This window comes from Brevundimonas sp. R86498, assembly GCF_044598075.1.
In the GTDB taxonomy this organism is placed as follows: domain Bacteria; phylum Pseudomonadota; class Alphaproteobacteria; order Caulobacterales; family Caulobacteraceae; genus Brevundimonas.
Window position 1 is genome coordinate 188,142 of record NZ_CP139004.1, and the last position, 22,885, is coordinate 211,026.

Annotated in this window: 21 protein-coding genes; 8 read left to right on the forward strand and 13 right to left on the reverse strand. The window is 68.1% G+C overall.

Features of this window, described 5'->3' with window-relative positions; all coding sequences use genetic code 11:
• Window positions 1-28: 28 nt before the first annotated feature.
• From phnE to SJY26_RS01010, 4 genes are all read right to left on the reverse strand, one after another.
• On the reverse strand, window positions 29-826 hold the full coding sequence (phnE, locus tag SJY26_RS00995; protein WP_396594311.1) for a phosphonate ABC transporter, permease protein PhnE: 798 nt from the start codon (window positions 824-826) through the stop codon (window positions 29-31).
• Window positions 823-1,827 (reverse strand): phosphate/phosphite/phosphonate ABC transporter substrate-binding protein, encoded by a 1,005-nt coding sequence (gene phnD, locus SJY26_RS01000; protein WP_396594312.1) that lies wholly within the window; start codon window positions 1,825-1,827, stop codon window positions 823-825. The genes phnE and phnD overlap by 4 nt, the downstream gene beginning before the upstream one ends.
• On the reverse strand, window positions 1,824-2,648 hold the full coding sequence (phnC, locus tag SJY26_RS01005) for a phosphonate ABC transporter ATP-binding protein (RefSeq protein ID WP_396594313.1): 825 nt from the start codon (window positions 2,646-2,648) through the stop codon (window positions 1,824-1,826). The genes phnD and phnC overlap by 4 nt, the downstream gene beginning before the upstream one ends.
• A 131-nt stretch (window positions 2,649-2,779) precedes the next feature.
• Window positions 2,780-4,012, reverse strand: coding sequence for a DUF2254 domain-containing protein (locus SJY26_RS01010; RefSeq protein WP_396594314.1), 1,233 nt, complete (start codon window positions 4,010-4,012; stop codon window positions 2,780-2,782).
• Window positions 4,013-4,244: 232 nt separating this feature from the next.
• Between SJY26_RS01010 and SJY26_RS01015 the strand changes: the two genes are divergently transcribed.
• The 5 genes from SJY26_RS01015 to SJY26_RS01035 all read left to right on the forward strand — a co-directional run bounded on the left by SJY26_RS01015 (window position 4,245) and on the right by SJY26_RS01035 (window position 8,468).
• On the forward strand, window positions 4,245-5,510 hold the full coding sequence (locus SJY26_RS01015) for a type III PLP-dependent enzyme (RefSeq protein ID WP_396594315.1): 1,266 nt from the start codon (window positions 4,245-4,247) through the stop codon (window positions 5,508-5,510).
• 99 nt (window positions 5,511-5,609) lie between these two features.
• A complete protein-coding gene (locus SJY26_RS01020) occupies window positions 5,610-6,662 on the forward strand; it encodes a deoxyhypusine synthase (protein ID WP_396594316.1) in 1,053 nt (350 codons plus the stop codon).
• 100 nt (window positions 6,663-6,762) lie between these two features.
• Complete coding sequence (locus tag SJY26_RS01025) at window positions 6,763-7,116, forward strand: ribonuclease (protein ID WP_396594317.1); 354 nt, start codon at window positions 6,763-6,765, stop codon at window positions 7,114-7,116.
• A 69-nt stretch (window positions 7,117-7,185) separates the two neighbouring features.
• The gene (locus SJY26_RS01030; protein WP_396594318.1) at window positions 7,186-7,656 is read left to right on the forward strand and encodes a hypothetical protein; all 471 of its coding nucleotides are present in this window, start codon (window positions 7,186-7,188) and stop codon (window positions 7,654-7,656) included.
• Window positions 7,653-8,468, forward strand: a complete 816-nt coding sequence (locus SJY26_RS01035; RefSeq protein ID WP_396594319.1) for a phosphatase PAP2 family protein — start codon at window positions 7,653-7,655, stop codon at window positions 8,466-8,468. Before SJY26_RS01030 ends, SJY26_RS01035 begins: the two co-directional genes overlap by 4 nt.
• Window positions 8,469-8,472: 4 nt before the next feature.
• On the opposite strand, the gene aguB is transcribed toward SJY26_RS01035, so the two are convergent.
• The 7 genes from aguB to SJY26_RS01070 form a co-directional block, all read right to left on the reverse strand.
• Window positions 8,473-9,342, reverse strand: coding sequence for an N-carbamoylputrescine amidase (aguB, locus tag SJY26_RS01040; protein ID WP_396594320.1), 870 nt, complete (start codon window positions 9,340-9,342; stop codon window positions 8,473-8,475).
• A 60-nt stretch (window positions 9,343-9,402) separates the two neighbouring features.
• Window positions 9,403-9,804, reverse strand: coding sequence for a four helix bundle protein (locus tag SJY26_RS01045; RefSeq protein ID WP_396595685.1), 402 nt, complete (start codon window positions 9,802-9,804; stop codon window positions 9,403-9,405).
• A 129-nt stretch (window positions 9,805-9,933) separates the two neighbouring features.
• Window positions 9,934-10,920, reverse strand: coding sequence for an agmatine deiminase family protein (locus SJY26_RS01050; protein ID WP_396594321.1), 987 nt, complete (start codon window positions 10,918-10,920; stop codon window positions 9,934-9,936).
• 165 nt (window positions 10,921-11,085) lie between these two features.
• Window positions 11,086-13,455, reverse strand: a complete 2,370-nt coding sequence (locus SJY26_RS01055) for a TonB-dependent receptor (RefSeq protein ID WP_396594322.1) — start codon at window positions 13,453-13,455, stop codon at window positions 11,086-11,088.
• 178 nt (window positions 13,456-13,633) lie between these two features.
• Window positions 13,634-14,260 (reverse strand): peptide-methionine (S)-S-oxide reductase MsrA, encoded by a 627-nt coding sequence (gene msrA, locus SJY26_RS01060; protein WP_396594323.1) that lies wholly within the window; start codon window positions 14,258-14,260, stop codon window positions 13,634-13,636.
• 147 nt (window positions 14,261-14,407) lie between these two features.
• On the reverse strand, window positions 14,408-15,808 hold the full coding sequence (locus tag SJY26_RS01065) for a capsular biosynthesis protein (RefSeq protein ID WP_396594324.1): 1,401 nt from the start codon (window positions 15,806-15,808) through the stop codon (window positions 14,408-14,410).
• A gap of 463 nt (window positions 15,809-16,271) precedes the next feature.
• On the reverse strand, window positions 16,272-17,435 hold the full coding sequence (locus SJY26_RS01070) for an OmpA family protein (RefSeq protein ID WP_396594325.1): 1,164 nt from the start codon (window positions 17,433-17,435) through the stop codon (window positions 16,272-16,274).
• Window positions 17,436-17,633: 198 nt separating this feature from the next.
• Here SJY26_RS01070 and SJY26_RS01075 point away from each other — a divergent pair, with 198 nt between their 5' ends.
• A complete protein-coding gene (locus tag SJY26_RS01075) occupies window positions 17,634-18,539 on the forward strand; it encodes an SDR family NAD(P)-dependent oxidoreductase (protein WP_396594326.1) in 906 nt (301 codons plus the stop codon).
• Window positions 18,540-18,656: 117 nt separating this feature from the next.
• Window positions 18,657-19,859 (forward strand): acetyl-CoA C-acyltransferase, encoded by a 1,203-nt coding sequence (locus SJY26_RS01080; RefSeq protein ID WP_396594327.1) that lies wholly within the window; start codon window positions 18,657-18,659, stop codon window positions 19,857-19,859.
• A 13-nt stretch (window positions 19,860-19,872) separates the two neighbouring features.
• On the opposite strand, the gene SJY26_RS01085 is transcribed toward SJY26_RS01080, so the two are convergent.
• Window positions 19,873-20,655, reverse strand: a complete 783-nt coding sequence (locus SJY26_RS01085) for a helix-turn-helix transcriptional regulator (protein WP_396594328.1) — start codon at window positions 20,653-20,655, stop codon at window positions 19,873-19,875.
• Between the two features lie 128 nt (window positions 20,656-20,783).
• Here SJY26_RS01085 and SJY26_RS01090 point away from each other — a divergent pair, with 128 nt between their 5' ends.
• Window positions 20,784-21,392 (forward strand): glutathione S-transferase family protein, encoded by a 609-nt coding sequence (locus SJY26_RS01090; RefSeq protein ID WP_396594329.1) that lies wholly within the window; start codon window positions 20,784-20,786, stop codon window positions 21,390-21,392.
• Window positions 21,393-21,418: 26 nt separating this feature from the next.
• Here the strand turns inward: SJY26_RS01090 and SJY26_RS01095 are convergent, their stop codons facing one another.
• A complete protein-coding gene (locus tag SJY26_RS01095; protein ID WP_396594330.1) occupies window positions 21,419-22,864 on the reverse strand; it encodes a trehalose-6-phosphate synthase in 1,446 nt (481 codons plus the stop codon).
• Window positions 22,865-22,885: the final 21 nt, after the last annotated feature.

A 22,885-nucleotide genomic window follows, 5' to 3' on the forward strand; every position in this document is an offset into this window, starting at 1 on the left:
GGTCTCTCGGGGGTCAATTCTGCGACGCTTAAAGCAGACGTTTGCGCATGGCCTGTGACAGCATGTCGATCAGGGTCACCGCGATCACCACGATGACCACCACCGCCGAAACGTCGCGGAAGTCGAAGGCGTTCATCCGGTCGAACAGCACCTGGCCGATCCCGCCGGCCCCGATCAGCCCCAGCACGGTCGCGGAGCGGCTGTTCGACTCGAACCGGTAAAGGGCGAACGAGGTCCACAGCGGCGCGACCTGGGGGATCACCCCCCAGACGATCTCGTGCAGCGAGGTCGCACCGGTGGCGCGCACCCCCTCGACCGGCCCCTTGTCGATCGACTCGACCGCCTCGGAGAACAGCTTGGCCAGCACCCCGGCGGTATTCAGCGCGATCGCCAGAACGCCGGGCAGGGGCCCCAGACCCACAGCCACCACGAACAGCAGCCCGATCACCAGATCAGGGATCGACCGCAGCATGTTCATGATCCAGCGCACCGGCGTCACCACCCACACTGGCGACACATTGCGCGCCGCGGCCAGGCCCATGGGCACAGCGGCGAACACGGCGATGAACGTCCCCCACAGGGCGATCTGGACGGTCTCCCACATTTTCTCGACGAACAGCCGCCAGTCGGTGAAGTCGGGCCTCAGCAGTTCGGCCGCGAAGGTGCGGGTGTTCTCGGCATTGCTGAACAGCCGCGACAGGTCGCCCAGGTTCACATCGTCGATGCTGTAGATCAGAAGGACGGCCACGCCGCCCCAGATCAGTAGATCCAGCAGCCGGGCCGCGAGCGAACGCGACGGCGGGGCCGGGATGGCACTGTCGATCAAGGCTGGACCTCGCGCAGCGACCGCAGCCGCTGCAGTTCCGTCTCGGCGGTCGCCGCCGCGGCGTTGTCCCCCCTGGCCTTTGCCTCGGCCAGGTCCTGATCCGCCACCATTTCGCGGATGGGGTTCAGATAGGAATCATCGGCGGCCCGGAACTGGGAATACTCCAGCCCGGCCAGAACCTGGCGCTGACGCTCAGCCTCCACCCCTTCGCCCTGCCCATAGGACAGGAAGAAGGCGCGGATCTTCTCCTTCGTCGCGGGGTCGAGGTCCCCCCGGACCACGATGCCCGACTCGGGAATGGGCGGCGACTCCCAGATTTCGGTGATCTGGGCGGCGATGGCCGGGTTCTGGCGGTTGAGGAACACGGTATTTACGGTGTTGGAGGTCGCGACATCGACCACGCCGGTCGCCACGGCGAAGGCATTGGCCTGGTGGTTGGCGGCGCGCACGGTGCTGAAGCACTGTTCCGGAACGATGCCGCGTGGGTTGAACAGGAAGGCCATCGGGGCCAGCGTCCCCGAGGTCGACTGGGCGTCGCCGATGCCGAAGTCGAAACGCTTTCCGCAGGCCAGGACCTGATCCAGCGTGATTCCGGACCCTGTCTTGACGATCAGGGTCGAGCGATAGCTGTCGGCACCCTCGCGGTTTACCGTGCGCGCAATCACCTCGCCGTCGGCGCGATCGATCGCCTCGACCGCGGGCTTGGCCGAAAACCAGGCCACCTGGGTCTGGTTGCCCCGCATGGCCTCCACCAGGACCGTGTAGTTCGAGCCAAAGAAAGGCTCCACCGGGATGCCGATCGAGGTCGACATGTCATCCAGCAGCGGCTGCCAAAGGGGCCCGGCCGAGGCCTGCCCCTCGGCCGACAGGATCGAGAAGGTGATCTTCTCGGGCGCGCCCCCGGTCCGGGCCTCATCCCCGCCGCCACAGGCGGACAGGGACACCAGGGCGGCGACGGCAGCGGCGACGCCAAGACGGCGTGTGATGCGGGCAAAGGTCATGCCTTGGCTTCCCAGAAGGCGTCCTCGAATTCGGGACCGTAGATGTCGATCAGGCGGGCCGTGTCCAGCGCGGTGGACGGGCCATCATAGGCGATCTTGCCGGCCTTCAGTGCGATCACCCGGTCGCAGTAGCGGATCGCGTAGTCGACCTGGTGCAGGGTCACGATCACCCCCAGCCCGTCACGCTTGTTCAGCTCGACCAGCAGTTCCATGACCTTGCGCGCCGAGACCGGATCCAGCGAGGCGACCGGTTCATCCGCCAGGATGGCCCGGGCCCCCTGCACCAGCGCACGGGCGATCGCTCCCCGCTGCTGCTGTCCGCCGGACAGGGTATTGGCCCGCTGGGCGGCATAGTCGGCCACCCCGACGCGGTGAAGAGCGGCCATGGCCCGGGTCTTGTCCGCGCCCGGCCATGCCCCGAACAGGCCCCGCCAGCCCGGCAGGCGCCCGAGCGCGCCCAGCATGACATTGGTGAACAGGGTCAGGCGTCCGACCAGATTGAACTGCTGAAAGATCATGCCCAGTTGCTGGCGGGTTGCGCGCACCGCGGCTGTCGTCCGCCCGTTCTTCTGCACACAGACACCGAAGACATCGATCCGGCCGGCACCGGGATCGATGGTCTGGAGGCCTGTGATCGAGCGCAGCAGGGTCGACTTGCCCGATCCGGAAGGTCCGATCAGGGCGACCATCTCTCCGGCCGCGACCGACACCGAGACCCCGTCCAGCGCCTTGCGAACACCGAAGGTCTTGGACACGTCGCGCGCCATGACCAGACCGGTCATGAGCGGGCCGGGCGCGGGGCTGGCGGCGGATGAACTCATGAACTCGCTGACGGCGGCTGAAGACAAGAGGCGCCGGATGACGCGGGATGAGCGCTCTGGCAAGTCTTAATGCCACGCGGGCGAAGCCCCCGTCCAGCGTGGCGGCGTGCGTGGCGGTCGCACAGGCCCGGTCAGCCGCCCTGCCAGACCTGTTCCACGCGCCTCACATCGGCGGGCAGGGCAAGAACGAGACGGGCCCGTTCCAGCGCCTCTTCGGCTTCCCGTTTCGCCGCTTCGGCCACCGGCCCCTCGTGAACGGCAAGGGCGGCCAGCATCGACTGCACGTGAACCGCCATGGACACGTCGCTCGCGCCAAAGCGTGCCACCGGCCCGAACACGTCCGAGACCAGATCGGCCTCGTTGAGTCCGGGGGCCCAGATTTGGGAATAGCGAACCTCCCGGGGCTCTTGCGGGTCTGGTCCCGCCCACTCGTCCAGGATGCGCACGGCGGCCCCGAGCACCTGGACGGCTGTGCCGGGATCATTGACGCCCGGCGAAAGCGCCCGGGCGGCGATCTCTCCCATCACGATCAGACCAAACCTCGGATCCTGATCAAAGGAACGCTGGCCTCCGATGGCGAAAGCGGACCGAAAACCGTCCCGGCCCCGATCGTCACAGGCCGGATTGCTGAGCATCGCAATGGGCGCGCCGCGGCAGATGAAGTCACCGGGGGCGGCCAGGATCTCGACATGACAGTCCTGGGTCTCTGCCTCTGCCTGCAGCCGCGCCGGGTCGACGTTCTGGACATAGCCGGTCTCCGCCGCCGTGATGATGAACCCCGGCTCGATGTGCCCCGGCCGACCGCCCATCCACGGCATCTTCCGGCGTTCACGGAGCGCGGCCCGCGTCTGGCCTTCGGTCAGATCTATGACATGGCCGACCCGCGCCAGACTGGACAGGCGGTTGATCCAGGCCAGCAGGCGAAAGGCCACGAGGCAGACCACCCCGAGGCTGAACAGGAACAGGATCGCCCGGCCCTCCTGCCCGTAGTAGTTCGCATTGATCGCGGTCACCGCGACGATCGCATAGAGAAAGGCCCCGACGAAGGTTGCCAGCGCCTTCTGGACCTCCGGATCGCTGGTCACGAGCGAGGCCGCGCGCGGGGTCGCGGCCTGGGACACGGCAGTGTAGGCCGTCACCATGGCCCCGACCGAGAAGGTCGCCACCCCCAGCAGGCTGGAGGCGAGGATGGTCAGAATCTGGCTGACGGACTCCCCGCCCAGGCGTTCCGCGACCTCTCGCGGCATCCATGGCGCGCCGAAAAGGGCGATCAGCGCCGCCGCCGCGCCGACCGCAGCATAGACACTGGCCCTCACCCACAACTGGCGAGAGAGGGTTCGCCACCAGAACAGCCACCGATTCATGTTTCCGCCCCCGGGTCGTCAGCAAGCAAGCTGAACGGTTTCGGCCCCTGTCGGTTCATAACGCGTCCGTCCGGCCCCTGACGATCACCACGCCCCTGCGCGGCCGCCCTGAAAAAACCGCTTTACATGACAGTTCGCTGACCCCATATGGCCGCTTCCGGCGGACCCCGTAGGTCTAACGTTGCGCTGCTAACGCCGGTCTGGGTTTAACAATTACAGGGGTTTACGTGAATTGCGCACGTATCATTTTCCCCTGGACCTGGTCCGCGAGCGGTCCCCTGAACGTCCAGTCGCACTCGTGCGGCCGCGTTCGGTATCCGTAGCGGCGCGCTGGTTCCAGGACAATCTCAAGGCCGACGTCTTCTATGCGGTGAAGGCCAATCCGTCGCGCTGGGTCATCGAGACCCTGATCGAGGCGGGCGTCACCGGGTTCGACGTCGCATCTCTGGCCGAGATCGAACTCGTTCGTTCGGTCAGTGCTGATGCGCGTCTGGCCTTCATGCACCCGGTCAAGAGCCGGGCGGCGATCACCCGTGCCTACTTTGACCATGGCGTGCGCACCTTCTCGCTCGATTGCGAGGATGAGCTAAACAAGATTCTCGACGCCACCGGCGGTGCGACGGATCTCAACCTGCTGGTGCGCATGGCGGTGTCTGCCGACGGTGCGGCCTATTCCCTGTCGGGCAAGTTCGGCATCTCGCCGGACCAGGCCCCGTCCCTGCTGCTGGCGACCCGCCGGGCGGTCAAGGACGGACTGATGGGCGTCTGCTTCCATGTAGGCTCCCAGTGCATGCGTCCGACCGCCTACCAGGCCGCCATGGCCCAGGTCGGTCGCGCCATCAGCCGCGCGGGTGTGATCGTGGACATCGTCGACATCGGCGGCGGCTTCCCCTCGGTCTATCCCGGCATGGTGCCGCCGGACATGAGCGAGTACGCCGACGCCATCCATCGCGGCTTCAACGAGATGCCCGTGTCGGAAACGACCGAGCTGTGGTGCGAACCCGGCCGGGCCCTGGTCGCCGAAAGCTCCTCGATCCTGGCCCGCGTCGATCTGAGAAAGGGCGACGCCCTGTATCTGAACGACGGGTCCTACGGTTCGCTGTTCGACGCCACCCATTCGCGCTGGCCCTTCCCGACCAAGCTGGTCCGGGACGGCGACGCGTCGGCCGATCTCAAGCCGTTCCAGTTCTATGGACCGACCTGCGACTCGATCGACCACATGCCCGGTCCGTTCTGGCTGCCGGCCGACATCCGTGAGGGCGACTTCATCGAGATCGGCATGCTCGGCGCCTACGGCGTGGCCATGTCCACCGGCTTCAACGGCTATGGCGAGCACGATCTCGCCGTAGTCGAGGACGCCCCGATGGCCTCGCTCTACGGTCTGGCACCCCGCTCCATCCCGACCGTGCGCACCACGGCGGAAGAGCAGGCCCGCAAGGTCGTTCGCCTGTCGCGCCCCAAGGGCAAGGCCGGCCAGCGCAAGAAGGCCCGGCGCTAAACCGTCACCTTTGCGTTCTATCCAGCAGCGGCCCGTCGCTCCGTCCGGGCCGCTGCTTCTTTTGACGACGGGCGCTCAAACCAAAGGGAAACCCTTGCAATGAACGCTCCCGTTCAGACCAACCAGAAGGCCCAGCTGCTCCAGAACGTCGTGGAGCACATCGACATCACGTCCTTCGACGCCCGGCCCATCGTCGACGCCATGCGCAAGATGAGCTTCTCGTCGCGCGACACCGCCCGCGCCGCCGACATCTTCTCCATGGCCATCGAGGACAAGGACTGCTCGCCGTGGCTGATCCTTGCCGGCTCGACCTCGGCCGGCGGCTGCATGCATGTGTACCGCGACATGGTGAAGTTCGGGATGATCGACGCCGTGGTCGCCACCGGTGCCTCCATCGTCGACATGGATTTCTTCGAGGCGCTCGGCTTCAAACACTACCAGGCCGCCGGCGAGGTGGACGACAACGTCCTGCGCGAAAACTACATCGACCGGATCTACGACACCTATATCGACGAGGAAGAGCTCCAGGCCTGCGACCACACCATCCTGGAGATCTGCAACCGGCTGGAGCCGCGCGGCTATTCCAGCCGCGAGTTCATCTGGGAAATGGGCAAGTGGCTGTCGGAAGGCAACGCCAAGAAGCCCGGCAGCCTGATCGAGACCGCCTATGAAGAAGGCGTGCCGATCTTCTGCCCGGCCTTCGTCGACTCTTCCGCCGGCTTCGGCCTGGTCAAGCACCAGAAGGAGCGGATCGCCGAGGGCAAGCCTTATCTGATGATCGACGCGGTCGCCGACTTCCGCGAACTGACCGACATCAAGATCGCGGCGGGCGTCACCGGCCTGTTCATGGTCGGCGGCGGCGTGCCGAAGAACTTCGCCCAGGACACGGTCGTCTGCGCGGAGATCCTCGGCATCGAGGCCGAGATGCACCGCTATGCGGTCCAGATCACCGTCGCCGACGTCCGCGACGGGGCCTGCTCGTCCTCGACCCTGAAAGAGGCCGCCTCCTGGGGCAAGGTCCAGACCACCCACGAACAGATGGTCTTCGCCGAAGCCACCACCGTCGTGCCCCTGATCGGCTCGGACGCCTATCACCGCGGGGCGTGGAAGACCCGCGAGAAGCGCCGCTGGGCCAAGCTGTTCGGCAAGTAAGGCTGCCCCCTCCCCGTTCGCCGACCGGCGGACGGGGAGGTCCTTGCGGGGAACCGCTGCCTGTATCGGGGTTTCTGATCCTGACAGACCGGAGCGCCCCATGACCGACGACCCCTCCCAGACCCCCGAAGCGACCGAGGCCGATGACGTCGGCGAACGTCCCGATCTGGGCCGCACCGCTGACACCCTGCGCGAGGCCCTGACCGGCAGCGGCGTCGGCTCCGACACGCGTGCAGGCTCGCTTCAGGGCGGGGCCGCGACCGGCTCTGACGACGATCCGGACCAGGCCGCCGTCGACCAGGCCATGGCCGCCCACGGTCGGGCCCAGGCCACCCCGCCCGCGCCTGACCCCGCTGCAGAGCCCGTCACCAATACAGGCGTCGGTCCAGGCACCGATGACGAGGCCGACACGCCTCCGGCCCGCGACACGGACGCCGATGCCGCGAGTGGCTGAACGCCTTGCTGCCGCCCCACCGATGCGCCACGGTGGCGGCAACACACGTCTTTTCAAGGACGAAACGGGATGAAGCGTATCATGGCGGCCCTCGCGCTGTCGGCAGCGACGGCGCTGACGGCAGCGTGCGGACGCGACGGTGAGACCGGGGCCAGTATCGCCCCGGAAGAGAGGGGCGGAACCACCACCCCCGCCCCCTTCTCCAGCACGGCCGGTGTGCCTGCGGCCCCGGGCGCGCCCGCTTTCGCGGTCCTGTACCCTGGCGCGTCTCTGGATGATCCCGCCCTGTCCGCCTCGGGTCCGGCAGGCCCCGGCGGGCTGGTCACCTACACGACGGAGGCCGACCCCGCCGCCGTGATCGCCTTCTATGAAGACCGCGCGGCCGCCGCCGGGCTGTTGCCCGTCATGGCCATGAACCAGGGCGACGCCCGCGCCTATGGGGCGGCCGATCCCGACGGCGACGTCACCCTCCAGGTGGTCGCTTCCCTGACGGAGGCCGGCACCACCTCGGTCCAACTGACCTGGGTCGCCGGGGCGTGAGGGTCACGGACGGTGTCGCCGTCGCGGCCCTTGTCCTCGGGCTGTCGGCCTGCGCCCCGTCCCTGCGGACAGCCGCCCCGATGGCGGCAGCCGCCGGGTCCGCGGCAGGGTCCTGGCTGGAGGCCGGGCAACGTCAGGCCCTCGCCGCCGCCGTGCCACCGGCGCCGGTCGAGGGCTCCGAGGCCGCCCGCGCCGATATCGCCGCCTCGGACCGGCTGCGGGCACTGGAAAACACCGACCGCTGGCTTTTGGCCACCCGCCATGCCGAGCTGCGACCGGCGCTCGCCCTCGCCCATTTCGACTGCGCCCTCGGCTTTCGCCTGACCGCCGCCGATTCGCCCCGTCTGGTGGCCCTGCTGGAGCGGGTGCTGCACGATGCAGATGAGACGGCGGAGCTGGCCAAGGCGCGCGCCCCCCGTCCTCGCCCTGTCGCCGTGGACCCGGATCGTCCGGCCTGTCAGGTCGCTTCGCCCGCCGCCCGCGCCAGCCCCTCTCACCCCTCGGGCAGCGCCGCGGTCGGGGCGGCCTATGGCGCGGCCTTCGCCGCCCTCGTTCCGGAACAGGCCGATGCCCTGAACCGGATCGGCCACGAGATCGCGGTCAGCCGCATGGTCTGCGGCATGCATTATCCGTCGGACGTGGTGACCGGCGAAGATCTCGGCCGGGCGGTGTTCGGGGCCATCGCCGCCACTCCCGCCTTCGCCGCTGAGGCCGCCGGCGCACGTCAGGAGATTGCTGCGGCCCGGGCACGGGGCCTCACCAGCCCCGCCTGCGCCGCCGAACGCGCCGCCCTCGCGATTCCCCTGCCGTGACGCTTCAGGCCGGGCGTGGGGCCGACAGGGCCCCGTAAAGGTCGGTTCGCCGGTCCCGGAAGAAGCCCCAGGCCGCCCGGTGCCGGTCGACGTAGTCCAGATCGAAGGTGTGGACCAGCGCCCCTTGATCGTCGCGGCCGAAGCTCTCGACCAGATCGCCCCGATGATCGGCGATGAAGGATGAGCCGTAGAACACCTGCCCCGCCGCCGTCACCTGCTCATGCCCCGTGCGGTTCGCGCCCACGACCGGGACGACGTTGGACACGGCATGGCCCTGCATGGCGCGCCGCCACGGATCGGCGGTGTCCAGTTCCTTGTCGTGCGGCTCCGACCCGATGGCGGTCGGATAGAAGAGGACCTCCGCCCCCATCAGCATCATGGCGCGCGCCGTTTCCGGGTACCACTGGTCCCAGCAGATGCCGACGCCGATCCGGCCGAACCGGGTGTCCCAGACCTTGAAGCCCGTATCCCCGGGGCGGAAATAGTATTTCTCCTGATAGCCGGGGCCGTCGGGAATATGGCTCTTGCGATAGACGCCCAGCGGCGACCCGTCCGCGTCCAGCATCACCATCGAGTTGAAATAGTGCGGCCCCTCGCGCTCGAAGATCGACACCGGAATGGCCACGCCGAGGCTCTTGGCCACCTCCGCCATGGCGATCACCGCCGGATGCTCGCGCCAGGGATACGCCGTGCCGAACCACTTCTCCTCCTGCGAGACGCAGAAGTAAGGCCCCTGGAACAGCTCCGACGGCAGGATCACCTGCGCCCCCTTCGACGCGGCCTCCCGCACCAGATCGGCGGTCCGCGCGATGTTCGCCTCCATGTCCTCGCCATAGGACGACTGCAGGGCGGCGACGGTGAGGGTGCGGGTCATGGTGCTCGGGGGCTGGGTTGGTGGTGAGTGGCTAGTGGCTGGTGGCTAGTGGCTGCCGGGTCACGCGTGTTGCCGCCGCTTCAATGATGCGATCAGCGCCACCAGCATGCGGCTGATCTCATCCGCACCCGACAGCAGCGCGCGCGTATCGCTTTCTGGTGTGTACCCGAAACGCCGCGCGAGGATCAGCTGGGTTTCAACTTCGGCCAGTGATCCCCTCGCCATGCCGAGGAACTGAACGAACTCTCCGGTGCTGCGCCTCGCCGCGCCCTCCGCGATGTTTGAGGGCACCGAAACAGCGGCCCGCCGAACCTGGCTGATCAGTCCGAACCGCTCGTCAGACGGCCAGTGCGCCGTGGCCTCATAGACAGCTTCCGTCAAATCCATCGCCGCCTTCCAGACCTGAAGATCGCGGTAGCTTCTGACGCCCTCCGTCACCAAACCCTCCCCGCTCTCCGTCACCAGCAATCACCAATCACTAGCCACTAATCACTCAACCCACGTCCTGCTGGCCGATCTCGCCTTGCTCACCAGCACTAGCACTTTTCACCCGGCCCAGCTCCCGCTGGCCGCTCACCAACCACTAACCACTCAGCCCGGCTCCTGCTGGCTGATGCAGTGGAAGGATCCGCCGCCCGTCAGGATGGCGGTCGACGGCAGAAGGACGACCTCGCGATCGGGCAACTCGACCGCCAGAGCTTCCCCCGCCAGCCGCGCCGCCGTCTCATTGCCATAGGTCGGCACGACCACCGCCCCGTTGGCGATCAGGAAATTCATGTGGCTGGCCGGGATGGGCCCCCCGTCCTCATCGGCGACCAGACCCGGCGATGGAATCCGCACCACACGGAAACCGGCATTGGCCAGATCCCGCGCGCAGGCGTCATAAACCTCCGCATTCGGATCATTGCTCCCGAACGCCAGCGGACAGGCCACGACTCCCGGGGCCACGAACCGGGCCAGATTGTCGACATGGCCGTCGGTGTGATCGTTCATCAGCCCATCGCCCAGCCACACGACCCGCGTCGCGCCCAGCGTTTCGGCGAGGACCGTTTCGGCGCGCGCCTCGCTCCAGCCTTCATTCCGGTTCGGGTTCAGGAGGCACTGCCGCGTGGTCAGGACCGTACCCTCGCCGTTGTGATCCAGCGCCCCGCCTTCCATGACCGCATCGGTCCGGCCCAGCGGAACACCCGCCGCCCCCGCGATCTGGTCGGCGACCGTGTCATCGAACGGCAGATTGTATTTCCCGCCCCAGCCATTGAAGCGGAACGACCTTGCCGTCGCCGAGCCCGCCCCGAAGATCGGCCCGGTGTCCCTGAGCCAGATGTCGCCGAACTGCCCCGGCACGACCGTCACCCCGGCGACACCCTCGAACCGTTCACGCGCCCCGGACAAGGCCTCGTCATTGCCGACCAGCAGTTTGACGTGTTCCCGCCCTGGCCCGGCCAGCGCCCGCACCAGCGCCTCGACCTCCACCTGGACCGGCTCCAGATTGTCTTCCCACAGGTCCGCATGGCTGGGCCAGCCGACCCACATCGCCCGGTGCGGCGACCATTCGGCAGGGATGGGGGCGACGGTCATGGCGGGGCGATCCGGGACGGCGGGCGGGGAATGCCCAGATAGACAGCCCGTCCCCCCGCTTCAATGACCCGGGCGGTCACCGGTGCCTGCGGCAACGAAAAAGGGGCGGCCCGTTTCCGGACCGCCCCTCATCGTTCTCAGCCGGCGGTCTGGCCGCCGCCTGTCCTAGAACGCAGCGTGCAGGGTGAACATGAAGGCGCGCGGCGAGCCCGGGTTACCGGTGCCGAGGCCCGTGTCCGAGGTGTTGATGTTGGCGAGGTAACGCTCGTCGAACAGGTTGGTCACATTGAGCTGGATCCAGGTGTCGCCATTGCGGATCTGGGGCAGGTCATAGCGGGCGTCCAGGTCCCACACCTGGTACTCCGGGAAGATCGAGGTGTTGATGTCGTTGGCGAAACGCTCGCCGACGTGCTTGCCCTGCAGGCCGAGGGCAAAGTCGCCGATGCGGTAGTCGGCGCGGAAGCCGAACTGCCATTCCGGGGTCTCGACCAGGGTCTTGCCCGCGGTGGCGATGAACTGCGGCACGCCGTTGACGATGCCGTTCGGCAGGTCGTTCTGGACCTCGCTGTCGACATAGCTGGCCGACGCATAGAGGGTCAGGGTGTCGATCGGCGACCAGCCCACCTGACCGTCGACGCCCTTCAGCGTGACTTCACCGACGTTGCGGCTCTGGAAGATGTCCTCGACCTCATCATAGGTGCGAACGATGCGGTTCGAGAAATCCGTCTGCCAGACAGCGGCCGAGGCGATAACGGTGCCCGACTGGTAGCGGTAGCCGAGGTCCACCGACTTGGTGGTTTCCGGCTGCGGGTTCGGGATGAACCGGTCGTACAGGTCGTCCGTGCGGGGGGCCGAAAGACCCTCGGCGTAGCTGGTGTACAGCGACTGGTTGGGGGCGAAGCGCCAGGTCAGGCCGGCGTTCGGCAGGATGTCGTCATACTTCTTCTCGAACGAACGCGGCACGCCATAGCGGTTGTTGGCGCTGGAGTTCAGCGGGCCGGAGGCCGGGAACTGCACGGTGCCGTCGGCATTGACAACCGTCGGGACCTGGGTGGTGCAGAAGGCGTTGAAGGTGTCACGCTGATAGCAGTAGTTGTTCAGCTCGCGCTTGAAGTAGGGCGCGCGGGCACCGACGACCAGATCGACCGCGTCATCGAAGAAGGAGCCGCGGTACTCCAGCGAGAACTGGTTCAGGATGGCATAGGACAGCCGGTCACGACGACGCAGGTTCGTGCCATCCGGCAGCTCGACCGGGCGCCCCGTCAAGCCACCGAAGACGTCCTCGGTCTGGCCATCGGGCTTGAGGAAGCCCAGCTGACCCGTCTGGCGGTGACGACCGTTCTCGTAGGTGTAGGCACCCCGGATGCGGTGGTCGTCATTGATGTCCCAGATCAGCGAGCTGGTGACCGTGTAGCGGTGGGTGTTGGTGGTGTTCGGACGATACAGGGTAACCGTGTCGCCGAAATCGCCGTCCCCGTTCAGGTCGACACCGGCCGCGTTGGAGTTGCCGATCAGTTGCAGATCGGTTTCGCGGAAGGTGCCGTTGCCGCCGCCGTTGGCCAGGACGTACTGGAAGGTCGGGTCGATCGTAAGGCGCAGGCCTTCCGCGAGGGTGAAGCGCGACTGGCCGCGGATGTTGCCGGTGTTCGACGGATTGATGCCGGTCTTGGCACCGGTGCCGACGCTGGGACGGTTGTAGCCCGCGCCGCCTTCAAAGGCGGCGAGGGAAACCGACTGGGTGCCGAAGAAGTTGCGGTTCTCGTTGTAGTGACCCGACAGGCTGAGGAAGTCGCCGTTGGCTCCGAGCGCCTGATAGATGCGGCCGTTGTACTGGCTCTTCTCGACGCCGTAGATGGCGTTGAAGTGGTCATACTCGGTACGCGAGGCCGAGAACCATGCCGTGGTGCCCCAGGGGCCGAAGGCCCCCGTGTCGACCATGGCGAAGATGCGCTTGAAGTCATAGCTGCCGACCGAGGGCTGGAAGATCAGGCCGGCTTCTTCCGACGGGCGACGGGTCACGAAGTTGATCGTGCCGCCGGTGGCCGAGGCCGTGGGGCTGTCGACGTCCGTGGTGCCCAGGTTGACCGACACGCGGGCCAGGGTCTCGGGGTCCTGCTGCTGGTTCGAATAGATGGCGTAGTTGCCGGTGTCGTTCAGCGGAATGCCGTCCACGGTCAGCGAGATCCGCGCCGCGTCGAGGCCGCGCAGGGTGATGTCGCCGCCCGACGAGCCAAAGGCGTCGGTGTTGGTGAAGTTCACGCCCGGGAGCAGGTTGATCGAGGCCAGAGCGGACTGACCCGCGTTCTGGGTGCTCAGATATTCCGCCGTGACCGTCGCGACCGACTTGGGCGCGGTCTCGGCGACGATGGCACCGGCCAGCGAGCGGGGACCCCGGATCCCGGTGACGACGACGTCGTCAACCTCGGTTGCCTCAACCGTCTGGCTGCCCGTCGACTGGGCCGAGGCGGCGCCGGCGATCATCAGACCGCTGACGAGGGCGGTCGTCGCCCAGAGCACGCGAGTGCGGTAGTTCATTGGTGGTATCCCCGGATGATGGCGGGCTGCGCCCGAGCGGAATGCGGCGGTTAGGAGTCGCCACTGTCGAAATCCCGCTCCGTCTACGGCCGCTCTCGGAATGCTGGGCGACAGTAATGTGACAGCCGCGTGACAGCCTCCGGGGGTGACCTCGGCGCCACACTGCGACCCTGAAGACTCAACGCCCCCAGACCGCCCGCAGTCTTGCCTCGCGCCCGCAGAACCGGCTGTAGCCGCCATAGCGCACGGGATTCAGCCGCGCGAAGTCCTGATGGTACGCCTCCGCCGGCCAGAAGCGCGCCACCGGCCGGACCGGCGTCGTGAACCGGTCCGCCCCGATCACCGCCACGGCCGCCGCGCGCGAGGCCCGGGCGATCCCGCTCTGGGCCGGGGTGGCGAAGACCGCGGTGGCATAGGTGGCCCCCTGATCGCAGAACTGGCCGTCCGGGTCGGTCGGGTCGATGGTGCGCCAGAACCGGTCGACCAGCTGGCGATAGCTGATCCGGGCCGGATCGAATGTGACCTGGACCGCTTCCAGATGCCCCGTTCCGCCCCGGACGACCTGGTCATAGGTCGGATTGGCGACCGTTCCGCCCGCGAACCCCGACACCGCCGAGACGACCCCCGGCATGGCCTCGAAATTGGCCTCCACCGACCAGAAACATCCCCCCGCGAACAGCGCCACCTCGCGCCGGCCGCTGTCGGGACCCGACTGGACCGCCGGCGCGCCCGCGGCGGGCTCACCCGGTGAACAGGCGACCAGGGCGGCTGCGGCCAGGACGGCCATGCGGGACAGAATGGACATCGAACGTCTCCACGTCGCCGACGCCACGGGGCCGGCCATTGCCGAAGCTACGTCGGCGTTCCCTGTCCGGATACAGACGGGCGGCATTTTGCCCCGGCCGTCGTGGTCCGGACGATTCTGCCCGTCCAGGGCCCGGCCCCGTGCCCCCTACCTTGCGGCGGCGAATTTTCTGGCGAGGGCTTTTGCGGTGGGTTTGAGGGCGCGGGGTTCGTGGTAGTTTCCGTTGACCTGGGTCCTGGCGATGACGTGGGCCTTGAAGCGGTTGAACAGGGCGTCGTCGGGAGGTGTGGGCCGGGCCCAGAAGGCGTCGATGGGGGCCTGGTCGGTGAGGCCCTCGATGTCGAAGAAGGCGTCTCCGAGGACCTTGACGGGGGTGGAGAAGCCCAGGGCCGACAGGGCGGCCGAGGAGTTGTTCACCACCATGCCGCTGGAGGCGCGGCACAGGGCGGCGAGGTTGCCGCCGTCGATGAAGTCGACCCGGTCGGCGATGCCGCGCTCGACGGCCAGGATGTGGGTCATGCGGGCCAGGTCGACGAGGCCGGGGTCCAGCGGGTGGTTCTTGACCACCAGCCGGGCGTCCTCGGGGGCGTGGCGGGCGAAGGAGGACAGGACCTCGGCCAGGAAGGCGGTGTTGTCGGCATAGTGGGAGTAGCGCAGCAGCTGGGCGTCGCCCTCGCGCTGCAGGCAGGCGATGAAGAAGGGCCCCCGGGCGCGGATCACGGCCGCGTCGCTTTCGCTGCGCGCGCGCAGGGTCAGGCTGAGGTAGCGGCGGACGTGGCCGATGAACTGCAGCCAGGGCGACTGGGTATAGGGATAGACATAGCGGCGGAACACCAGCCGGCCCAGCGGCTGGGCCACGTGATACAGGCTGATGTTGATGACGTGGTGGGGCAGGATCCGGCCGGCGGGCCGGGTCGGCAGGATTTCGGGGATGGGCGGATCATAGGCGTGGCGATCGCGCGGGAGCCCTGAGGAGGCGTTGACGCCATTCTCCTCGACGGTGATCCAGTCGGGGCGGAAGTAGCCGTTCTCCAGCACCCAGATACGCAAGGGGTGGGCGTAGCCACCCGCGCTATCGCTCGCGACGCGGTCGCTCGCTGCTTGAGCGCGCCTTTGATCGTTGACGGCGGTGCCTGCATTGGCCGGGGCACGGTCGCCCTCGCCACTCGCCACTCGCCACTCATCACTCGCCGGCCTTGCGCCGGCGGCTGCCGCCTTGAGTTTTGCGGCCTGGGACAGGACGCCCTGGTTGTAGGGGCCGCCCTCGCCGAAGACGATCAGGTCGGTCAGGCCCTGGTCCAGCACCAGCCGGTGCAGGCGGGCGGGCCAGCGGCGGACGTCGCCGGTGTAGGGCACCGCGCCCGAGCGACGCCAGTAGGCGGCGTCCCCGGCATTGAACAGCATGCGGGCGACCGAGGCCCCCTCGGCGGCCAGCTGTTCGGCCAGCACCCGGCCGAACGGGCCGAAGGGGGCGGTGACGATCAGGAAGCGCCGGCCCTTCAGCGACTGTCCCGGCGCGAACCGCGCCGGGGACAAGGCCCCGGTCACCGGACGTGCCGGGGCCGGCCGCGGCCCGGCCGGGGAGACGCCGCCGGGGGCGCGTCGGGAGGGACTGCGGACGTCCACCATGGTCAGGACTGGCTCACGCGAGGTCTGGGGGACAGGGTCGGAGGGCGGGACGCTGCGAATTTGTGGTGCCGGTCCCGAACACGCTCACGCGGGCGCGCGACAGTTCCGTCGAAGACCGGACGAGAGACCAGGGGCTCTGACATGGGACCCTTTGTCGCCGCCTCCGCATCACGGATCAACCGACTTGTCCAAAAAAGCGAGCGGAACCCGGCCCCACGGGGCGGCCGGGGACTCCGCTGGCGGTAAAAGCAAAACCGCCGGCCTCCTGAAGGAGAACCGGCGGCTCAGCGACTCATCGGCCCGGGGACGAGGCCCCGACGGCCTTCCGGAACGACCGGGTCGGAGGGCCGGACCAAAGTCCGCCCCTCCCTTCCCGTTCGTCCTAGAAGTTGATGCCGATGGTGGCGCGACGGTTCAGGGGCTCGCGAACGCCGTCGGCGGTCGGGCGGGCCAGGTTGGTCTCACCCTTGCCGTCCAGCGCGATCACGCCGCCGGCCACACCCTGGGCGACCAGGGCGTCAGCCACGGTGCGCGCACGGCGGTTCGACAGGCCCACATTGTAGGCGGCCGAGCCGGAGGTGTCGGCGTAGCCCACCACCAGCACGCGGGTCGGACGGCCCGACCTGGCGTAGTTGGCGGCCTGGGTCACGACGGACCGGGCTTCGGTCGTCAGGTCCGAGCGATCCCAGTCGAAATAGACCACGAACTCGCGCGCCTGCGGAGCCGGAGCCGGCGGAGGCGGCGGCGGCGGGGGCGGCGGGGGGGGAGGCGGCGGGGGCGGGGGCGGCGGGGGCGGCGGCGGCGGGGCATCGGCTGCGCCAAAGGCGTAGCGCAGACCCAGGGTCACCGTGTGGCTCTCGTCGAAGTCGCCCTCGAAGGTGCCGTAGTTGTTGGCCGCCAGGGTCGAGTTCGACGTCGCGTCGAACTCCATGTCGCCGGTCAGGTAGCGGTAGGTCAGGTCGATGTTGGCCCGGTCACCGATCGCATAGGCCAGGCCGGCAAGGGCCTGGGCTGCGAACTTGGTCGAGCTGTCGTCGGCCGCGACCGACACGCCGCGCTGGCCACGGACCGTGCCCACGAACTCGGTGTTGACGCGGTTCACACCGACGCCGAGACCGACGAAGGGACGCACACCCCAGTATTCGCCACCGATGTCATAGAGGACATTGGCCATCAGGGTCGTCGATTCGACGTCACCTTCGGGCGAGTAGCAGGGACCGGCGGCCGGCGAGAAGTTGCACACGCCCGACGGAACCGTGCCCGTCGAGTGACGGATGCGGCCGATGTCGCCCGAGCGGTAACCGCCCTCAAGCTCAACGCGCCAGCTCGGGTTGAACCGGTAGCCCAGACGCGCAAACGCGGCCCAGCCGTCGTTCGCCTCGATCTGCCAGTTCACGCCGTTGCCCGAGGCCTCGACGTTATAGTTGTTGTTCGCGATGTGGTAGCCGGCGTCAACCGCACCATACCACCCGTCCGGCTCAGCCGAAGCACCGCCGGCGGCGAAAAGCCCCGCGGCTGCGACGCTGGCGAGAAGTTTCAGCTTCATATCAGTCCTCATGTTCGTTGGATTGCCCAAGGTCACGCTTACACGAGACACTCAGGGTGCCGAACGGGGTACCCTCGCGGTGGTTCCCTCATTCTGGTCGAACCGGGGCGACTGTGGCGCCGTTTCAACACATACCGCCCCCTTGGCGCAGCCGCGCGGCCTGTTATCAAGGTGAACAACGATAAGGGAGGCCGGACAATGACGATGCGGTTTGATGGCAAGGTGGCGATCGTCACGGGCGCAGGCGGGGGGCTGGGCCGTGAACATGCCCTGGCCCTCGCAGGCCGGGGGGCCCGGGTGGTCGTCAATGACCTCGGCGTGGCGCGGGACGGGGCCGGAGCCTCGATGAGCCCGGCCCAGGCCGTGGTGGCGGAGATCGAGGCCGCCGGCGGCGAGGCCATGGCCAACGGTGCGTCCGTCACGGATTTCCCCGCCGTTCAGGCCATGGTGGCCGAGGCCACGGCCCGCTGGGGCTCGGTCGACATCCTTGTGAACAACGCCGGCGTCCTGCGCGACAAGTCGTTCGCCAAGATGGAGATCGAGGATTTCCGCTTCGTGGTCGACGTGCATCTGATGGGGGCGGTGAACTGCACGAAGGCGGTGTGGGACGGCATGCGCGAGCAAGGCTACGGCCGGATCGTGATGACCACCTCGTCCTCCGGCCTGTACGGCAATTTCGGCCAGGCCAACTACGGCGCGGCCAAGATGGCGCTGGTCGGCTTCATGCAGACCCTGGCCATCGAGGGGGCGAAGAATGACATCCGGGTCAACTGTCTGGCCCCCACCGCGCATACGCGGATGACCGAGGATCTGGGCGCGGCCCTGCCCCTGGAGGCGCTGGGGCCGGAGCTGGTGTCGCCGGGCCTGCTGTATCTGGTCAGCGCGGAGGCCCCGACCCGCTGCATTCTTGGGGCGGGTGCCGGCGGATTCGAACGGGCCTATGTGACCCTGACGCAAGGCATCCACGCCGTCGGGCCCGATGCGCCGGAACAGGTCGCCGCCCGGTTCGAGGCCATCTCCGACCGCACCGGCGAGATCGTGCCGGAGATGGGCGCGGCCCAGGGCATGATCGAACTGACCAAGGCCCAGAAGGCCCAAGGCTGACGCCAACCCGGTCAATCAAACTGACCAGCAAACGACCCGCCAAACCGGCCAGAAACCTGGTCGACCCGACCAGAAAAATCACCAAGGTCGCGAAAGCCGACCACCAGGGAGAAAATCATGCGTGAAGCCGTCATCGTCTCGACCGCCCGGACCCCGATCGGACGCGCCTATCGCGGGGCCTTCAACGACACCCAGGCCCAGACCCTCGGGGCCCATGCCGTCCGGCACGCCGTCCAGCGCGCCGGGGTCGATCCCGCCGAGATCGAGGATGTGATCATGGGGGCCGCCCTGCAGCAGGGTTCGACCGGCACCAATGTCGCCCGCCAGATCGCGCTGGCCGCCGGCCTGCCCGCCTCCGTCGCCGGCATGAGCATCGACCGCCAGTGCGCCTCGGGCCTGATGGGCATCGCCACCGCGGCCAAACAGGTGGTGTTCGACCAGCAGAAGATGGCGGTCGGCGGCGGTCTGGAGTCGGTCTCGCTGGTCCAGAACCCGCACATGAACCTGCACCGGATGAAGGACGAGGCCCTGCTGGCCCTGTCGCCGCACATCTATATGTCGATGCTGGAAACCGCCGAGGTGGTGGCCGGTCGCTATGGCATCAGCCGCGACCGCCAGGACGAGTACGCCTTGCAGTCCCAGCAGCGGACGGCGCAGGCCCAGGCCGAGGGCCGCCTGGATGCCGAGATCGTGCCGATGACCACCAGCATGCTGGTCACCGACAAGGCCACCGGCCAGACGTCGTCGAAGGAGATCACCCTGTCGAAGGACGAGGGCAACCGGGCCGACACCACGCTGGAGGGCCTGAAAGGGCTGAAGCCGGTGTTCGGCGGCGGCGAGGTCATCCAGCAGGGCGAGTTCATCACCGCCGGCAATGCCTCCCAACTGTCGGACGGGGCCTCGGCCTCGGTGATCATGGAAGCCGGCGAGGCGGTGAAGCGCGACCTCCAGCCGCTGGGGGCCTATCGCGGCATGGCCGTGGCCGGCTGCGAGCCGGACGAGATGGGCATCGGACCCGTCTATGCCGTGCCCAAACTGCTGAAGCGCCACGGCCTGACCGTGGACGACATCGGCATCTGGGAGCTGAACGAGGCCTTCGCCGTGCAGGTTCTGTACTGCGCCGACACCATCGGCATTCCGATGGACCGGCTGAACGTCTCGGGCGGTGCCATCTCGATCGGCCACCCTTACGGGATGTCGGGGGCCCGGATGACCGGCCACGTCCTGATCGAGGGCAAGCGCCGCGGGGCCAAATACGGCGTGGTCACCATGTGCGTCGGTGGGGGAATGGGGGCCGCCGGCCTGTTCGAAATCTACTGAGACCGACTGACCGTCAGATCGGGCTCCGGGGGTCGGCGTCGGTGCCCGCATCTGACGGACGGTGGGGTCCATCCTGTGGCGTCGGCCTGCCCGCCGCGATCCACGCCGTCTTCTCCGCCTCGATCTTCGCCTGCCAACGGGCGCGGAGCCGGGCGGGGCGGTCCGGGTAGCGGTCCTCCAGAAACTCGGCCTCCACCACCCGGTCGGTGCGGAAGGTGCGGAAGTCGGCGCGGGTCTCGCACCAGCCGACCAGCAGCCGGGTGGTCTCGCGATAGCCGATCAGGAAGGGCCAGATGATCCGGCAACTGGCCCGACCCTGTTCGTCGCTGTAGTCCAGCCTCAGCTTGTGACCGGCGTGGATCGACGCCCGCACCCGGGCCATGTCCAGCCGGTCAGGCGACGGCGCGCTCCACACCGGCCCGGAAGAGACGGCCGGTTCCAGCACCACCGGCCTCAACCGTTCGGGCACGGTGGCGGCGATCTTGGCCACCAGATCGCGGGCGGCCCGGGCCAGGGCCGGGTCGCCGCGCCCGGCCACCCACTGGGCCCCAAGCACCGCCGCTTCGATCTCGTCGGACGTCAGCATCAGCGGCGGCATGTCGAACCCGCCCTCCAGCACATAGCCGATCCCGGCCTCGCCCCGGATGGGCACCCTCTGGCCCATGAGGGCAGCGATGTCGCGATAGACACTGCGTTTCGAGGTCTCCAGCTCAGTCGCGATCGCCTCGGCCGTCACCGGTCGCGAACTGCGGCGCAGCAGCTGGACGATCTGGAACAGGCGGTCGGCGCGTCTCACGGGAGGGATATGAACCTTCACTGCTGACAGCATGCTGGCAGCAGGGTGGCAGTAGTCAATCCATGTCGTCGGGGAGGGCTCGGCGCCGGGTGCCGGCCAGCCCGCAAGGCCACAGGGGAAACTTCACCATGCTGACGCTGTTTCACGCTCCAGAATCCCGCTCGTCCCGCCTGATCTGGCTGATCGAGGAACTGGGGGCAGAGGTCGACATCCACTATTGCGACATCGTGCGCCGCGATGGATCGGGCGCGAGGGACCCGCTGAATCCGCATCCGGACGGCAAGGTCCCCGCCCTGCTCCATGACGGGGCACTGATCACGGAATCCGGGGCGGTCGCCCTGTACCTGACCGGACTGTATCCGGACGCGGGTCTGGGTTTTCCGCAGGGGTCTCCTGGCCGGGGGGTTCTGCTGAGCTGGATGTTCTGGGCGGCCGGCGAGATGGAGCCGGCCCTGTGGGGGCGGATCAGCGGCGCGACCGGGACGGATCCGATAGCGCAGCTGCGCTACGACCAGGCGACCGGCCGCCTGATCGAGGCCCTGTGGGACGGACCGTGGCTGATGGGCGACCGGTTCACCGTGGCCGATATCATCATCGGCAGCGCCCTGGGCTGGGGTCGGGACTATCTGCCGGACAGCCCGGTGTTCGACGCGTACATCGCGCGCCTGAATGCCCGTCCGGCGAAGGCCAGGGCCGACGCCCGCGACGGCGACATCGCCCTGACCCGGGCGGCGTAGCGGCAGGTCGCCGCGCCCCCCCGCGATCAGGCGGCGTCGACGTGTCCCTCGTGGTGGGTCGGGTCCTGATGAAAGGGCACGTCGCCGTCGCGGCTGACGGGTGCGGCCCGCAGGGCGGCGACATAGGAATCGCGCCAGATGCCCACGTCGGTATCGCGCACAACCTGCATCAGCGCCTGCCATTTCCGGACCCGCTCCTCGCGGGGCATAACCAGGGCCCGGTTGATGGCGTCGGCGACCTCCTCGCGGCTGAACGGATTGACCAACAGGGCCTCGCCCATCTGTTCCGCGGCCCCGGCGAACCGCGACAGGATCAGCACGCCGGGATCATCCGGGTTCTGGGCGGCCACGAACTCCTTGGCCACCAGGTTCATGCCGTCCCTTAGCGGTGTCACCAGACAGACCCGGGCAGCGCGGTAGATGCCGGCCAGCTGGTCACGTCGGTAGCTGCGGTTCAGATAGCGGATCGGCTGCCAGTCCATATCGGCGTATTCACCGTTGATCCGGCCGGCCAGCGCATCCAGCCGGGCGCGGATGTCCTGATAGGTGTCGACGTCATCGCGGCTGATCGGGGTAACCTGGACCAGGAAAACGTTTCCGCGCATGGCGGGGTTGTCGTGAAGGAATTGCTCATAGCCGAGCATCCGTTCCTCCAGCCCCTTGGAATAGTCCAGCCGGTCGACCCCCACCATCATGGAGCGGAAGGCCGAGGAGGCCGCCATACGATCGTAGGTTCGCATGCCTTCCCGCGAATCGCGCGCCTCGGCGAAGCCCTCGACATCGATGCCGATCGGGAAGACCCCGACGCGGACGCGCCGGTCGAACGCTTCCAGCCCGCCGTAGCCGGCCAGTTCTCCCCTCGCCTCCGAGATCACATAGTCGCGGAACAGATCCAGCCACTCCTGGGTCTGGAATCCGATCAGGTCATAGGCGAACAGGCTTTCGACCAGTCGCCGATGGTGCGGCAGGGTCACCAGCAGCTGGCGCGCCGGCCACGGTGTATGCAGGAAAAATCCGATCCGGTTTGTCACCCCCAGCCGCCGCAGGTCGCGGGCCAGCGGGATCAGGTGGTAGTCGTGGATCCAGATGATGTCCTCTGGCTCGATCAGGGGCGCGAGCACCTCGGCGAATCGCCGGTTCACCCGCTCATAACCCTCGCCATAGGACCGCTCGTAGGCGGTCAGATCGACCCGATGGTGGAACAGCGGCCACAGCGTCTTGTTGGCATAGCCGTTGTAATATTCCTCGACGTCCTGGGCTTCCAGATCGACCAGGGCGACCGTGACCCCGGCGCGGTCCTCGTACTTGAGCTCGCCGGTGAACTGTTCGGTCGTTTCCCCGGACCAGCCGAACCACAGGCCGTCATATTTGCGCAGGGCGGCAGACAACGCCATCGCCAGGCCCCCGGCTGAGCCGGCGGCCGGGTCAACGGGGGCGGAAACGCGGTTCGAAACGACAATCAGACGGGACATGGCGGCTTAACGCCTACGCTT

What these genes read in the sequence shown, in the direction of transcription:
- phnD (WP_396594312.1), bottom strand. Translation starts at nt 1,827, where the DNA reads ATGACCTTTGCCCGCATCACACGCCGTCTTGGCGTCGCCGCTGCCGTC.
- phnC (WP_396594313.1), bottom strand. Translation starts at nt 2,648, where the DNA reads ATGAGTTCATCCGCCGCCAGCCCCGCGCCCGGCCCGCTCATGACCGGT.
- SJY26_RS01010 (WP_396594314.1), bottom strand. Translation starts at nt 4,012, where the DNA reads ATGAATCGGTGGCTGTTCTGGTGGCGAACCCTCTCTCGCCAGTTGTGG.
- SJY26_RS01020 (WP_396594316.1), top strand. Translation starts at nt 5,610, where the DNA reads ATGAACGCTCCCGTTCAGACCAACCAGAAGGCCCAGCTGCTCCAGAAC.
- SJY26_RS01025 (WP_396594317.1), top strand. Translation starts at nt 6,763, where the DNA reads ATGACCGACGACCCCTCCCAGACCCCCGAAGCGACCGAGGCCGATGAC.
- SJY26_RS01030 (WP_396594318.1), top strand. Translation starts at nt 7,186, where the DNA reads ATGAAGCGTATCATGGCGGCCCTCGCGCTGTCGGCAGCGACGGCGCTG.
- aguB (WP_396594320.1), bottom strand. Translation starts at nt 9,342, where the DNA reads ATGACCCGCACCCTCACCGTCGCCGCCCTGCAGTCGTCCTATGGCGAG.
- SJY26_RS01050 (WP_396594321.1), bottom strand. Translation starts at nt 10,920, where the DNA reads ATGACCGTCGCCCCCATCCCTGCCGAATGGTCGCCGCACCGGGCGATG.
- SJY26_RS01055 (WP_396594322.1), bottom strand. Translation starts at nt 13,455, where the DNA reads ATGAACTACCGCACTCGCGTGCTCTGGGCGACGACCGCCCTCGTCAGC.
- msrA (WP_396594323.1), bottom strand. Translation starts at nt 14,260, where the DNA reads ATGTCCATTCTGTCCCGCATGGCCGTCCTGGCCGCAGCCGCCCTGGTC.
- SJY26_RS01070 (WP_396594325.1), bottom strand. Translation starts at nt 17,435, where the DNA reads ATGAAGCTGAAACTTCTCGCCAGCGTCGCAGCCGCGGGGCTTTTCGCC.
- SJY26_RS01075 (WP_396594326.1), top strand. Translation starts at nt 17,634, where the DNA reads ATGACGATGCGGTTTGATGGCAAGGTGGCGATCGTCACGGGCGCAGGC.
- SJY26_RS01080 (WP_396594327.1), top strand. Translation starts at nt 18,657, where the DNA reads ATGCGTGAAGCCGTCATCGTCTCGACCGCCCGGACCCCGATCGGACGC.
- SJY26_RS01090 (WP_396594329.1), top strand. Translation starts at nt 20,784, where the DNA reads ATGCTGACGCTGTTTCACGCTCCAGAATCCCGCTCGTCCCGCCTGATC.
- SJY26_RS01095 (WP_396594330.1), bottom strand. Translation starts at nt 22,864, where the DNA reads ATGTCCCGTCTGATTGTCGTTTCGAACCGCGTTTCCGCCCCCGTTGAC.